The sequence below is a fragment of the Pseudomonas sp. UTLPPB19802 genome, assembly GCF_059730225.1.
In genome coordinates this window covers 3,415,843-3,427,858 of the sequence record NZ_AP048545.1, presented here as the reverse complement: position 1 = coordinate 3,427,858, position 12,016 = coordinate 3,415,843, and the positions used below count along the sequence as shown (strand labels likewise).

The 12,016-nt window shown below is 64.2% G+C and carries 12 protein-coding genes; 8 read left to right on the top strand and 4 right to left on the bottom strand.

The features are described from left to right. Positions 1-6 precede the first annotated feature (6 nt). The 3 genes from AC6I6U_RS15385 to glnT all read right to left on the bottom strand — a co-directional run bounded on the left by AC6I6U_RS15385 (position 7) and on the right by glnT (position 3,014). Complete coding sequence (locus AC6I6U_RS15385) at positions 7-690, bottom strand: protein glxC (RefSeq protein ID WP_497882756.1); 684 nt, start codon at positions 688-690, stop codon at positions 7-9. After that, positions 687-1,607: a class II glutamine amidotransferase gene (locus AC6I6U_RS15380; RefSeq protein ID WP_497882755.1), complete on the bottom strand. Its 921-nt coding sequence runs from the start codon at positions 1,605-1,607 to the stop codon at positions 687-689. The genes AC6I6U_RS15385 and AC6I6U_RS15380 overlap by 4 nt, the downstream gene beginning before the upstream one ends. Positions 1,608-1,679: 72 nt before the next feature. Further along, positions 1,680-3,014, bottom strand: coding sequence for a type III glutamate--ammonia ligase (glnT, locus tag AC6I6U_RS15375; RefSeq protein ID WP_497882754.1), 1,335 nt, complete (start codon positions 3,012-3,014; stop codon positions 1,680-1,682). A 287-nt stretch (positions 3,015-3,301) separates the two neighbouring features. Between glnT and AC6I6U_RS15370 the strand changes: the two genes are divergently transcribed. The 8 genes from AC6I6U_RS15370 to AC6I6U_RS15335 all read left to right on the top strand — a co-directional run bounded on the left by AC6I6U_RS15370 (position 3,302) and on the right by AC6I6U_RS15335 (position 11,087). After that, a complete protein-coding gene (locus AC6I6U_RS15370; RefSeq protein ID WP_497882753.1) occupies positions 3,302-3,907 on the top strand; it encodes a helix-turn-helix domain-containing protein in 606 nt (201 codons plus the stop codon). A 205-nt stretch (positions 3,908-4,112) separates the two neighbouring features. After that, on the top strand, positions 4,113-4,979 hold the full coding sequence (gene purU, locus AC6I6U_RS15365; protein ID WP_497882752.1) for a formyltetrahydrofolate deformylase: 867 nt from the start codon (positions 4,113-4,115) through the stop codon (positions 4,977-4,979). Then, the gene (gene folD / locus AC6I6U_RS15360; protein ID WP_497882751.1) at positions 4,976-5,881 is read left to right on the top strand and encodes a bifunctional methylenetetrahydrofolate dehydrogenase/methenyltetrahydrofolate cyclohydrolase FolD; all 906 of its coding nucleotides are present in this window, start codon (positions 4,976-4,978) and stop codon (positions 5,879-5,881) included. Before purU ends, folD begins: the two co-directional genes overlap by 4 nt. Beyond that, a complete protein-coding gene (locus AC6I6U_RS15355; protein WP_497882750.1) occupies positions 5,863-7,104 on the top strand; it encodes an FAD-dependent oxidoreductase in 1,242 nt (413 codons plus the stop codon). Before folD ends, AC6I6U_RS15355 begins: the two co-directional genes overlap by 19 nt. A 10-nt stretch (positions 7,105-7,114) precedes the next feature. Next, positions 7,115-7,420 carry a sarcosine oxidase subunit delta gene (locus tag AC6I6U_RS15350; protein WP_497882749.1) on the top strand — a complete coding sequence of 102 codons (306 nt, stop codon included), beginning with the start codon at positions 7,115-7,117 and terminating at the stop codon, positions 7,418-7,420. Further along, positions 7,417-10,314, top strand: coding sequence for a 2Fe-2S iron-sulfur cluster-binding protein (locus tag AC6I6U_RS15345; protein ID WP_497882748.1), 2,898 nt, complete (start codon positions 7,417-7,419; stop codon positions 10,312-10,314). The genes AC6I6U_RS15350 and AC6I6U_RS15345 overlap by 4 nt, the downstream gene beginning before the upstream one ends. A gap of 1 nt (position 10,315) precedes the next feature. Next, positions 10,316-10,918 (top strand): sarcosine oxidase subunit gamma, encoded by a 603-nt coding sequence (locus tag AC6I6U_RS15340; protein ID WP_497882747.1) that lies wholly within the window; start codon positions 10,316-10,318, stop codon positions 10,916-10,918. Positions 10,919-10,937: 19 nt separating this feature from the next. Beyond that, positions 10,938-11,087, top strand: a complete 150-nt coding sequence (locus AC6I6U_RS15335; protein ID WP_497882746.1) for a hypothetical protein — start codon at positions 10,938-10,940, stop codon at positions 11,085-11,087. Between the two features lie 5 nt (positions 11,088-11,092). Here AC6I6U_RS15335 and AC6I6U_RS15330 read toward each other — a convergent pair whose 3' ends face one another. Continuing rightward, on the bottom strand, positions 11,093-12,004 hold the full coding sequence (locus tag AC6I6U_RS15330) for a LysR substrate-binding domain-containing protein (protein WP_497882745.1): 912 nt from the start codon (positions 12,002-12,004) through the stop codon (positions 11,093-11,095). Positions 12,005-12,016: the final 12 nt, after the last annotated feature.

The window sequence follows — 12,016 nt, the reverse complement described above, 5'->3', positions numbered from 1 at the left end:
CCTGGATCAGTACGCGCTGGCGTTGTCGACTTTGAAGTTGTAGAGCTGGCGGGCCGAGCCGTAGCGCTTGAAGTCGCTGGCCTTTTCGTTGAACCCGGCCTGGTTCAGCAGGGCCTGCAGTTCCTCGAGGTGCTCGGGGCGCATCTCCTTCTCGATGCAGTCCGAACCCAGCGATTCGACCTTGCCCTTGACGAAGATCTTCGTCTCGTACAGCGAGTCCCCCAGTGCATCGCCGGCATCGCCACACACCACCAGGCGCCCGGCCTGGCCCATGAAGCAGCTCATGTGGCCGATGCTGCCGCCGACCACGATGTCGATGCCCTTCATCGAGATGCCGCAACGGGCACCGGCATCGCCCTCGATCACCAGCAGGCCACCGTGGGCCGTGGCACCAGCCGCCTGCGAGGCGCTGCCCTTGACCCGCACATGGCCGGACATCATGTTCTCGGCACAGCCGACACCGACGTTGCCGTGCACGGTGATCGAGGCCTTCTGGTTCATCCCGGCGCAGTAGTAGCCGGCGTGACCCTGGATATCCACGGACACCGTTTCGTTGACGCCCACGGCCAGGTTGTGCGCACCGTTGGGGTGGGTCACCAGCCATTCGCGCTCTTCAAGCTGGCGAGCCTGGTCGTGCAGCGCCTGGTTCAGGTCACGCACGCTGGCGGTGGAAAGATCGATGGTTTTCATGGGCGTGCTCCTTGGGCCAACTGACGTTCCCAGATGTACAGGGTGGCGGGAACAGGTTCCCAGACCTTGGCCTTGTCGATGCCCGGCAGGCTCGACAGCGCCTGGTATTCCGAGGCCATGGCGACGTAGTCGTCGGTCTCGGCGAGGATCGCCGGCTTGCAGGCGATCGGGTCGCGGATCACCGCGAAACCGTTGCGGGTGCCGATGGCAAAGGTGAAGAAACCGTCGAGGTCGTCCAGGGACTTGTCCAGCGCCGCCTTGAGCGAATCGCCCTGCTGCAGGCGCCAGGCCAGGTAGCCGGCCGCCACCTCGGTGTCGTTCTCGGTTTCGAAGTGAATGCCTTCGCGGCGCAGGTTCTGGCGCAGCCGTGAGTGATTGGACAGCGAGCCGTTGTGCACCAGGCACAGGTCGGCACCGGTGGAGAACGGGTGGCTGCCCTCCATGGTCACCGCGCTTTCGGTGGCCATGCGGGTGTGGCCGATGATGTGGCTGCCCTTCATCGATGCCAGGCCGAACCGCTCGGAAATCTCCCGAGGCAAACCCATGCCCTTGAGGATCTCGATGCTCTGGCCGGCGCTCATGATGCGTACGCCCGGTGCCAACTCCGCCAGTGCCTTGCGTACCGCGGCTTCCTCGGCCTGGATCTTCAGGACGATCGCGCTGGCGTTCTGAAACCAGTCCAGCGGCGCACCCAGCCGCGCTTCCAGGGCCCCGACCAGGGCCTTGAAGTCATAGCCTTCGCTGGTGGCCTGCAAGGTCAGCTTGACCCAGCCTTCGCCCACTTCATCGCCATAGATGGCAAACCCGGCACTGTCCGGTCCGCGGTCGGTCATGGCCTCGAGCATCGGTTCGAAGAGCTGGCCGAGCTGGGACTCCAGCGCCGGGTTCTTCAGGTAAAGCCCTACAATTCCACACATATCACAATCTCCTGGGCAGAAGACGCCCTACCCACTCGCAGGGCGCCGGAAACGGTTGGTCAAACGGATGGGTCAGAAAAATTCGGTGTAGCGCTGCACTTCCCAATCGCTCACATGGCGGCTGTACTCAACCCACTCCATGCGCTTGAGCTTGATGAATTCGCCGACGATCTCGCGGCCCAGCACTTCGGCGAACAGCGGGTCGGCTTCGAGCGCATCGCAGGCCTCCTTCAGCGATTGCGGCAGGGTCTTGATGCCACGGGCGGCGATCTCTTCCAGGCTCAGCTTGTAGAGGTTCTCGTTGCAGACGTTGTCGATTTCCAGCTTGCGGTCGATGCCATCCAGGCCCGCGGCGATGATCGCCGCACTGACCAGATAGGGATTGCAGCCAGCGTCCGGCAGGCGGAACTCCAGGCGGCCATAGGGCACCCGGACCATGGCCGAGCGGTTGTTGGCACCAAAGGCGATGAAAGCCGGCGCCCAGGTGGCGCCGGACAGCGAATTGCCGACCACCAGGCGCTTATAGGAATTGACCGTGGGCGCGGCGAACGCACACAGCGCCGGGCCATGGGCCAGCAGCCCAGCGGCGAAGTGATAGGCCAGCTTCGACAGGCCCATGCCGCTCGGGTCGCTGGGGTCGTGAAACAGGTTCTTGCTGGTGGCGCTGCTGATCGACAGGTGAAAGTGCATGCCGTTGCCCGCGCGCTTCGGATCAGGCTTGGGCATGAACGAGCAGATCATGCCCATGTCGTTGGCGATCTCGCCGGCGGCCATGCGGAAGAAGGTGAAGCGGTCCGCCGACTCCATCGCATCGCTGTAGGTGTAGTTGATCTCGAACTGGCCGTTGGCGTCTTCGTGGTCGATCTGGTAGATGTCGAACCCCACCGGCTGCAGGGCTTCGGTCAGGCGTTCGAGAAACTCGCGGGAACGCGACAGGCCCTTGTAGTCGTAGCACGGTTTGTCCAGGGCATCGCTGGCATCCACCAGTTGCAGGGCGCCACTGGGGTCGCGGCGGAACAGGCTGAACTCGGGCTCGAGCCCGGTGTTGAGCGTCCAGCCGCGATCGCTCAGGCGCTCGACCTGGCGTTGCAGCACATAGCGGCTGTCGTAGGGCCAAGGCTTGCCCTCGACATGACCGATGCACACCACCCGGCCGTAACCCTTCTGCCACGGCACCGGGGTCAGCGAGGCCAGGTCGCCCCTGGCCATGAAGTCCGGCCCGTGTGGCTCCATGCCCATGCCACAGATGGCGAACCCGGCGAACCCCGCACCCTCTTCAGCAACCATTTCCAGCCCCGAGACCGGCACCGACTTGGTCTTGGATGAACCGTGGATATCGACGAACTGAGCCAGCACGTATTTGATCCCGTGCTGCTCGATCAGTCGCTGTGTTTCGGGTGGCAACATGAGCGTTCACTCCTGGCGAAAGGCAAGACGTTGTGTTTGAAACCATCGTTTCGCTTCCTGGCCAGAACATATTCCAATCAGGAAACTTACTTTCCCAATAGGAATGCAATGGCCTTGCCAAGTTTGTCCACCCCGCTCGTTATCGTCAGGATTGCGGCATTTCCTCTGTATATATGGGAAACTTGTTTTCACCGAGGGAATATCCGGCGCCGAACGAACAGCCGGAAGCCCGAACGCACATTCCTGGTGCGAATTTAAAATTATTGAACAGAAACCGTGCAGAGCCGATGAACATGCCTGACGAACAACCACCGAAGTTGAAGCTCGAGCAGTACCTGGGGATCCAGATCAAGCGCCAGCGCCAGGCCCAGGAGTTGAAACTGGCCGACGTCGCGCGCATCGCCGGGATCAGCCAGGGCATGTTGAGCAAGATCGAGAATGCCCAGGTGTCCACCAGCCTGGATATCCTCAGCCGCCTGTGCGACGTGCTCGGCATGCCGATGTCCAAGCTGTTCAGCCAGTACGACCAGCAAGGCGGCAGTGCGCTGCTGGTCAAGCACGACGAGGGTCTTGAGGTGGTGCGCCGCGGCACCGAGAAAGGCCACACCTACCACCTGCTCAACCACACCCGCGGGCCGAAGAAGAGCTTCGAGGCGTACATGGTGACCATGGACGATGCCAGCGAGGAATTCCCGACCTTCTCCCACCCCGGTACCGAGTTCCTGCACCTGCTCGAAGGTGAACTGGTCTACCGCCACGGTAACCAGTTGTACCCGATGGAGGCCGGCGACAGCCTGACCTTCGACGGCGAGATTCCCCATGGCCCGGAAAAACTGGTGCAGGTGCCGATCCGCCTGCTGTCGATCATGAACTACGGCACCTCGGGGGAATAAGGCCGGCGCCTTTCCCTCTTCCCGAAAATTTCCCACCAGTTAAAAAAGTTTCCAGAAACTTCTGGACGCTGCATTTCCTTTCGCCTATAAAACCGCAAAAAGAATATTTAATTCCTCACAGGAATTTTTATTCACCAACAAAATTGCCGTCCACCCCTGAATTTCGCCTTGCGCCGAGCTGCCGTCACTTTCCAGAGGACATGCCATGCAACACGAAAAGACCCCGTTCATTCTCAAGATCAGCTGTCCGGCGACGTCCGGCATTGTCGCGGCAGTGTCCTCGTACCTGGCCGGCAACGGTTGCTACATCGGCGAAATGGCGCAATTCGACGACGACTTCAGCGGCAAGTTCTTCATGCGCGCGGTGTTCCGTTTCAACGACGGCCATAGCGGCGACATCGCCCAGCTCAAGGCCGGTTTCGCCGAGGTCGCCCAGGCCTTCGGCATGCACTGGGAACTGCACGACACCCGCGAGCCGATGCGCGTGCTGCTGATGGTCAGCAAGTTCGACCATTGCCTCACCGACCTGTTGTACCGCTACCACAAGGGCGAGATGGACATGACCCTCACCGCTATCGTCTCCAACCACCTGGACCTGCGGCCCATGGCCGAGCGCGAGGGCATTCGCTTCATCTACCTGCCGGTCACCAGGGAAACCAAGGCCCAGCAGGAAGCGGCGCTGATGAAGGTGGTCGACGAAACCGGCACCGAACTGGTGGTGCTCGCCCGCTACATGCAGATCCTTTCGGACGACCTGTGCAAGCAACTCTCGGGCCGGGCGATCAATATCCACCACTCGTTCCTGCCCGGCTTCAAGGGCGCCAAGCCCTATCACCAGGCCTACGAGCGCGGCGTGAAGCTGATCGGCGCCACCGCGCACTACGTCACCAGCGACCTGGACGAGGGGCCGATCATCGAGCAGGAAGTGCAACGGGTGGACCATGTCTACCTGCCGGACGACCTGGTCGCCACCGGGCGCGACACTGAAACCGTGGCCCTGTCCAAGGCGGTCAAGTACCACCTGGAGCACCGCGTCTTTCTCAATAACGACAGAACGGTGATCTTCCGGTGAATACCTCGAAACTGATCGATGGCAAGGCTGCCGCCGCGCGGGTGCTGGCCCAGGTCAAGACCGACGTCCAGGCACTGAAAAAAGCGGGGATCGAGCCGGCCCTCGCGGTGGTTCTCGTCGGCCAGGACCCGGCCAGCCAGGTCTATGTGCGCAACAAGATCCTGCGCGCCGAAGAGGCCGGGATTCGTTCACTGGAATACCGCCTCAACGCCGACACGACCCAGGCAGTGCTGCTCAACCTGATTACCGAGTTGAACGAGGACCCGAGCGTCAACGGCATCCTGCTGCAGTTGCCACTGCCGGCCCATATCGAGGAAACCCTTGCCTTGCAGGCCATCGCACCGGGCAAGGATGTCGACGGTTTCCACAGCGAGAACGTCGGTGGCCTGAGCCAGGGCCGCAACGTGCTGACGCCCTGCACCCCGAGCGGCTGCCTGCAGTTGCTCGAAGACGCCTGCGGCGACCTCGCCGGCAAGCACGCGGTGGTGATCGGCCGTTCGAACATCGTCGGCAAGCCGATGGCCGCCCTGCTGCTCAAGGCCCACTGCTCGGTCACCGTGGTCCACTCGCGCAGCATCGATGCCCAGGCCCTGTGCCGCCAGGCCGACATCGTGGTCGCTGCGGTCGGCCGCCCGCGCCTGATCGACGCCAGTTGGCTCAAGCCCGGTGCGGTGGTGATCGACGTCGGCATCAACCGCATCGACGACGACGGTCGCAGCCGCCTGGTCGGCGACGTCGACTTCGACAGCGCCCTGCCCCAGGTCTCGGCCATCACCCCGGTGCCCGGTGGCGTCGGCCCGATGACCATCGCCTTCCTGATGAAAAACACGGTGACCGCTGCCGTCCAGCAGGCCCACGCCCAACGTCGTCACCTGGAGGTCCTATGCCATTCAATCTATTGAAATACGGGCTCGGCTCGGAGTACCCGGTAGAAGTCGACCTGCCCGCGCCGAAGGCACTCAAGCCGTCCTACGACGTGGTGATCATCGGCGGTGGCGGCCACGGCCTGGCTACCGCCTACTACCTGTCGAAATATCACGGCATCAGCAACATCGCAGTGCTGGAAAAGGGCTACCTGGGCGGCGGCAACACCGCGCGCAACACCGCGGTGATCCGCTCCAACTACCTGACCAGCGAGGGCGTGCGTTTCTACGCCGAGTCGGTGCGGATGTTCGAGGGCCTGTCCAACGAGTTCGACTTCAACATCATGTACTCCCATCGCGGTCAACTGACCCTGGCCCACACCGATGCCACCGTGCGTTCGTTCCGCCAGCGCGCCGAGGTCAACAAGCATTTCGGCGGCCGTACCGAGATGATCGATCGCCAGCAGATCCGCGAGCTGGTGCCGACGCTCAACCTCGATCCCGGCCACCTGCCGGTACTCGCCGGCCTCTGGCACATCGACGGCGCCACTGCCCGCCATGACGCGGTGGCCTGGGGCTATGCCAAGCAGGCGGCCAAGCGTGGGGTGGAGATTCACCAGCTCACCGAAGTCCAGGAACTGGTCATCGACAACGGCACGATCACGGCGGTGAAGACCAACCGCGGCACCATCCGCTGCGGCTGCGCGGTACAGGCCGTGGCCGGCATGAGCTCGCAACTGATGAAGAAGGCCGGCATCCGCTCGCCGATCCAGACCTTCCCGCTGCAGGCCATGGTCACCCAGCCGTTCAAGCCGTTCCTCGACCCGCTGGTGAGTTCCTCGGCCCTTCACTGCTACGTGCAGCAGACCAGCCGTGGCGAGGTGGTGTTCGGCGGCGGTTCCGACCCGTACCCGCTGTTCAACACCCGTTCGACCCTGGACCTGAAGGAAAGCCTGCTGGCCCACGCCATCGAGATGTTCCCGTTCCTGGCCAACGCCAAGCTGATGCGCCAGTGGGCCGGGATCACAGACATGACCCCCGACTACAGCCCGATCATGGGCCTGTCGCCGGTGAAGAACTACTACCTGGACGCCGGCTGGGGCACCTGGGGCTTCAAGGCCACGCCGATCTGCGGCAAGACCATGGCCGAACTGGTCGCCAGCGGCGGCCAGGTGCCGGAGCTGATCAAGCCGTTCGGCCTGGAGCGTTTTTCCACCTTCCAGCAAGTCAACGAAATGGGCGCGACAGCGGCCAGCCACTGAGGAGCGGCACATGAAAGTGATGAATTGCCCGCTCAACGGGCCACGCAATATCAGCGAATTCACCTACGGCGGCGAATTCAAGACGATGCCCGATCCGCAGACCTGCAGCGATGCCGAATGGGCCGACTACGTGTTCAACAGCGAGGACACCCTCGGCGTCGTCCGCGAATGGTGGCTGCACAACCCGTCCAGCTATTGGTTCCTGGCCGAACGTCATACCGGCAGCGACGAGATCCTGCGCACCTTCGATCCCCGCGAACTGTTCGACACCCGCGTTGACTTCACTGCCGCGACCACCCAGGAGACCGTGCGATGAACCGCCTCCCCGTGCCCATGGGCCTGCTGATCGACCGCAGCCAGCCGCTCGACTTCAGCTTCGATGGCAAGCCCTACCAGGGCTTTGCCGGTGACAGCATCGCCAGCGCCCTGCTCGCCAATGGCCGCTTCCTGCTGTCGCGTTCGTTCAAGTACCACCGCCCGCGTGGGCCGCTGACTATGGCCGGCCAGGATGCCAACACCCTGGTGCAATTGCCGCGCGAACCCAACGTGCTGGCCGATACCCACCTGCTGGAAAATGGCGAGCAGGTCAGCGGACAGAACTTCAGCGGCTCGCTGGACAACGACCGCGATGCCTACCTCGGCAAGTTCTCCCGGTTCATGCCGGTGGGCTTCTACTACCGCTCGTTCTACAAGCCCAGGGGCGCCTGGAAGCTGTGGGAGCCGGTCATCCGCAAGAAGGCCGGCCTGGGCGTACTCGACCTGGGCTTCAAGCCCGAGTACTACGACAAGGCCTATTTGTTCGCCGACCTCGCGGTGATCGGTGCCGGCCCCGCTGGCCTGCAGGCGGCCCTGGGCGCGGCCGATGCCGGGGCCAAGGTACTGCTGATCGAGCAACAGCCGATTCTCGGCGGCTCGCTGACCTACGCCCGCTTCGACCTCGACGGCCGCCGTGCCGACAGCCTGCGCCAGGAACTGGTCGACGCAGTGGAGCGCCACGCCAATATCCGCGTGCTGAAAAACGCCACCTGCAACGCCTGGTTCACCGACAACTACCTGCCGGTGATCCAGGGCAAGCGGATGTACAAGGTCCGCGCGAGCCAGTGCCTGATCGCCAGCGGCTCGTTCGACCAGCCGGTGATCTTTCGCAACAACGACCTGCCCGGCGTGATGCTCAGCAGTGCCGCACAGCGGCTGATGAAGCTCTATGCGGTCAAGCCGGGCAAACGTGCCGTGGTCCTGACCGGCAACGACGACGGCTACCTCGCCGCCCTGGACCTCGACGACCTGGGCGTCGAGGTCGCCGCGCTGGTCGACATGCGTGCGCACCCGGCCAGTCGCGAGCTGCTGCTGGAGCTGGAAAAGCGTGGCATTCCCTGCCACGCCGGCAGCACGGTGTATGAAGCCCTGCACGAAAAAGGCCTGCGCCATGTCAGCGGCGCCGACATCCGCAAGATCACCGGGCAAGGCCAGGTCGCCCCGCGCGGCCTGGTCCTGGACTGCGACCTGCTGTGCATGTCCGGCGGCTACATGCCGGTCTACCAGCTGATGTGCCAGGCCGGCGGCAAGCTGGCCTACGACGATCAACTGGCGCAGTTCAGCCTCAGCGGCCTGCCGCAGCACCTCAGCGTGGCCGGCTCGGCCCATGGCTACCACGCGCTGGACAACGTGCTGGCCGATGCCACCGAGGCGGCGGCGCAAATCGTCACCGCCCTGGGCCTGACGTCCACCGCCAAGCCGCTGCCGCTGCGCGCCGAAGCCCAGGTCAACTTCCCCTGGCCGATCTTCCCGCACCCCAAGGGCAAGGATTTCGTCGATTTCGATGAAGACCTGCAAGTACGCGACATCATCAATGCCACCCGCATCGGCTACCGCGACGTGCAACTGGTCAAGCGCTTTTCCACGGTCGGCATGGGCCCGTCCCAGGGCCGCCACTCGGCTTTGCCGACCGCACGGTTGGTGGCGGCCTCGACCCAGCGCAGCGTCAGCGAGACCGGCGTGACCACCGCGCGGCCACCGTTCGAGGCGGAAAAACTCGCCCACGTCGCCGGCCGAGCCTTCGACCCGTACCGGCAGACCCCGATGCACCGACGCCACCTCGACGCCGGCGCGAAGATGATGCCCGCCGGGATCTGGCAGCGTCCGGCCTACTACGGCAAGCCGAGCCAGCGTGACGCCTGCATGCAGGCCGAGGCGCTGCATGTGCGCAGCAAGGTCGGCATCATCGACGTCTCGACCCTCGGCGGCCTGGACGTGCGTGGCCCGGACGCCGCCGAACTGCTCAACCGCCTGTACACCTTCGCCTTCCTCAAGCAGCCGGTGGGCCGCTCACGCTATGCGCTGATGACCAACGAACACGGCGTGGTGATCGATGACGGCGTCTGTGCGCGCTTCGCCGACAACCACTTCTACGTGACCGCCACCACCAGCGGCGTCGACCGCATCTACCAGCAGATGCTCAAGTGGAATGCCCAGTGGCGCCTGGACGTCGACATCGCCAATGTCACCGCGGCGATTTGCGCGGTCAACGTTGCCGGGCCGGACTCGCGCAAGGTGCTGGAACAGGTCTGCAGCGACCTCGACCTGTCGGCCGAAGGTTTCCCCTACCTGGCCGTGCGCCAGGGCACGGTGGCCGGGATCAAGGCCCGTCTGCTGCGGGTCGGCTTCGTCGGTGAACTGGGCTACGAAATTCACGTCCCGGCCCGCCATGCACTGAAACTGTGGGACGCGCTGATGGCCGCCGGCAAGGCCCACGATATTCGCCCGTTCGGCGTCGAGACCCAGCGCCTGCTGCGCCTGGAAAAGGGCCACGTGATCATCAGCCAGGACACCGACGGCATGACCCACCCAGGGGAAATCGACATGGGCTGGGCGGTCAGTCGCAGCAAGCCGTTCTTCGTCGGCCGTCGCTCGGTGGACATCCTCGAAGCCCAGCCGCAGAAGCGCAAGCTGGTCGGCTTCACCCTGCCCAAGGCCAGCCCGCAGCCGCTGGAGGGCCACCTGGTACTCAAGGGGCCGGACATCAGCGGCAACGTGACCTCCTGCGAATACTCGCAGACCCTCGACCGGATCATCGGCCTGGCCTACGCCGCCTTCGACCAGTCAACGCCGGGACAACAGATTCCGATCCGGGTCGAGGGCGGCGTGATCGTCCAGGCCACGGTGGTGAAGCTGCCGTTCTTCGACCCTGAAAACCAGCGCCAGGAGCTCTGACATGTCCAGTCTCATTACCGAACGCCCCAGCGCACCCGCCCGACTGGCGGACAGCACCTTGCAACAGTGTGCCCTGACCGACCTGACCGACCTGCCCCGGGTCGGTTTTCGGGGGCCGCAGAGCGCGACCTACCTGCAGCACCGTGGTTTCGCCCTGCCCGAGGCGCCCAACCGGGCCGTCACTCAGGACGACGGCAGCCATGTGGCGCGCCTGTCACAGACCGAGTACCTGATCCTCGGCAGCCTGGCCGACCGTGGCCAGCGCATCGCCGAGGAGGAAGCCCGCTGGGCGCTGGACCACGGTGCCAACTACCTGCTGCCACGCCAGGACAGTCATGCCTGGCTGCAGTTGAGTGGCGTGTGCATCGCCGAGGTGATGGCCAAGCTGTGTGGCGTCGACCTGCGTGCCCAGGCCTTCGGGCCGGGCGCCGTGGCCCAGACCTCGGCGGCGCGGATCAACGTGATCGTGGTCAACCTCGGCGGCAATACCCAGCCGACGTTCCAGATCCTCTGCGACCGCGCCTCGCTGGCGTACTTCAGGGAAGCCGTGCTCGATGCCATGGCCGAGTTCGACGGGCAACTGTTGCATCTGGAGAGTGTGTAGCGAGCCTTTCTACCCTTGCATGAGCCAGGGCCCGGTTCTGCTGACCGGGCTCGACACCGCGCAACTCGCCGCCCTGTACCAGCACATCCGCCTGGACGGCTGTCCCAGCCCGGCGCTTCGCACCTTGCTGGCGCTGCAGCAGATGGTCGAACAGGACCGCCGGCGATAGCCCCTTCAGCGCTCCCCCTCGGGAAACGACAGGCTCAACAACCATTCACTGAAGGCAATCAGCGACGGCAGGTTCTGGTAGCGGTTGGCATATGCCAGGTAGTAGCTCTTGCCGCTTTTCATGGGCTCGAACAACACCACCAGCGAGCCCGCCCGGATCTCGTCCTGCACCAGCACCCTTGGCACCAGGCCGATGCCGATACCGGCGACCGCCGCCTGGATCAGGTGGCTGGTGAGTTCGAAGCCGGGACCGGGGCGCATCAGGCGATGGTCCAGGCCATTATGCTCGAACCAGTCCGACCAGGCATTGGGCCGGGAGACGACATTGAGCAGCGAATGGCTGACCGCGATCTCGGCCGGTGTCGTCGAGCGGTACTCGGGCAAGGCCGACGGACTGGCCACCACCACCAGTTCCTCGGTCAAAAGCTTGTGGGACATGAACCCCGGCCATGAGCCGGAGCCTGCATAGATGATCGCGTTCATTTCGCCGGCAGCACTGGCCAGGTCGGCCTGGATGATCCGCGAATGGATGTGCACGACGATATCCGGGTGCTTGGCGTAGAAGTCATTCATTCGCGGCAGCAGCCACTTGGAGCCGAACGTCGGCAACACGCCCAGGTGCAACACACCCTCCTGGGAGCGAAACGCGATGGTCTTGAGCGTGGCGCTGCGAATCCGCCCCAGGGCTGCCGATAACTCATGCTGGTACAGCGCCCCGGCAGCCGTCAGCTCGATGCGCCGGCCATCACGCATGAACAGCTCGACCCCCAGCAGCGTCTCCAGTGCCTGGACCTGCCGGCTTACAGCGCTCTGGGTCAGCAGCAGCTCGTCGGCCGCCTTGGTAAAACTCCCGTGCCGGGCCGATGCTTCGAAGGCCACGAGTACCGACATGGAGGGAGTGAGACGTCTAGGATTCATTCATAAAGCTCA

Coding starts and splice junctions, on each gene's coding strand:
- AC6I6U_RS15385 (WP_497882756.1), bottom strand. CDS start 690: ATGAAAACCATCGATCTTTCCACCGCCAGCGTGCGTGACCTGAACCAG.
- AC6I6U_RS15380 (WP_497882755.1), bottom strand. CDS start 1,607: ATGTGTGGAATTGTAGGGCTTTACCTGAAGAACCCGGCGCTGGAGTCC.
- glnT (WP_497882754.1), bottom strand. CDS start 3,014: ATGTTGCCACCCGAAACACAGCGACTGATCGAGCAGCACGGGATCAAA.
- AC6I6U_RS15370 (WP_497882753.1), top strand. CDS start 3,302: ATGAACATGCCTGACGAACAACCACCGAAGTTGAAGCTCGAGCAGTAC.
- purU (WP_497882752.1), top strand. CDS start 4,113: ATGCAACACGAAAAGACCCCGTTCATTCTCAAGATCAGCTGTCCGGCG.
- AC6I6U_RS15355 (WP_497882750.1), top strand. CDS start 5,863: ATGCCATTCAATCTATTGAAATACGGGCTCGGCTCGGAGTACCCGGTA.
- AC6I6U_RS15350 (WP_497882749.1), top strand. CDS start 7,115: ATGAAAGTGATGAATTGCCCGCTCAACGGGCCACGCAATATCAGCGAA.
- AC6I6U_RS15345 (WP_497882748.1), top strand. CDS start 7,417: ATGAACCGCCTCCCCGTGCCCATGGGCCTGCTGATCGACCGCAGCCAG.
- AC6I6U_RS15340 (WP_497882747.1), top strand. CDS start 10,316: ATGTCCAGTCTCATTACCGAACGCCCCAGCGCACCCGCCCGACTGGCG.
- AC6I6U_RS15335 (WP_497882746.1), top strand. CDS start 10,938: ATGAGCCAGGGCCCGGTTCTGCTGACCGGGCTCGACACCGCGCAACTC.
- AC6I6U_RS15330 (WP_497882745.1), bottom strand. CDS start 12,004: ATGAATCCTAGACGTCTCACTCCCTCCATGTCGGTACTCGTGGCCTTC.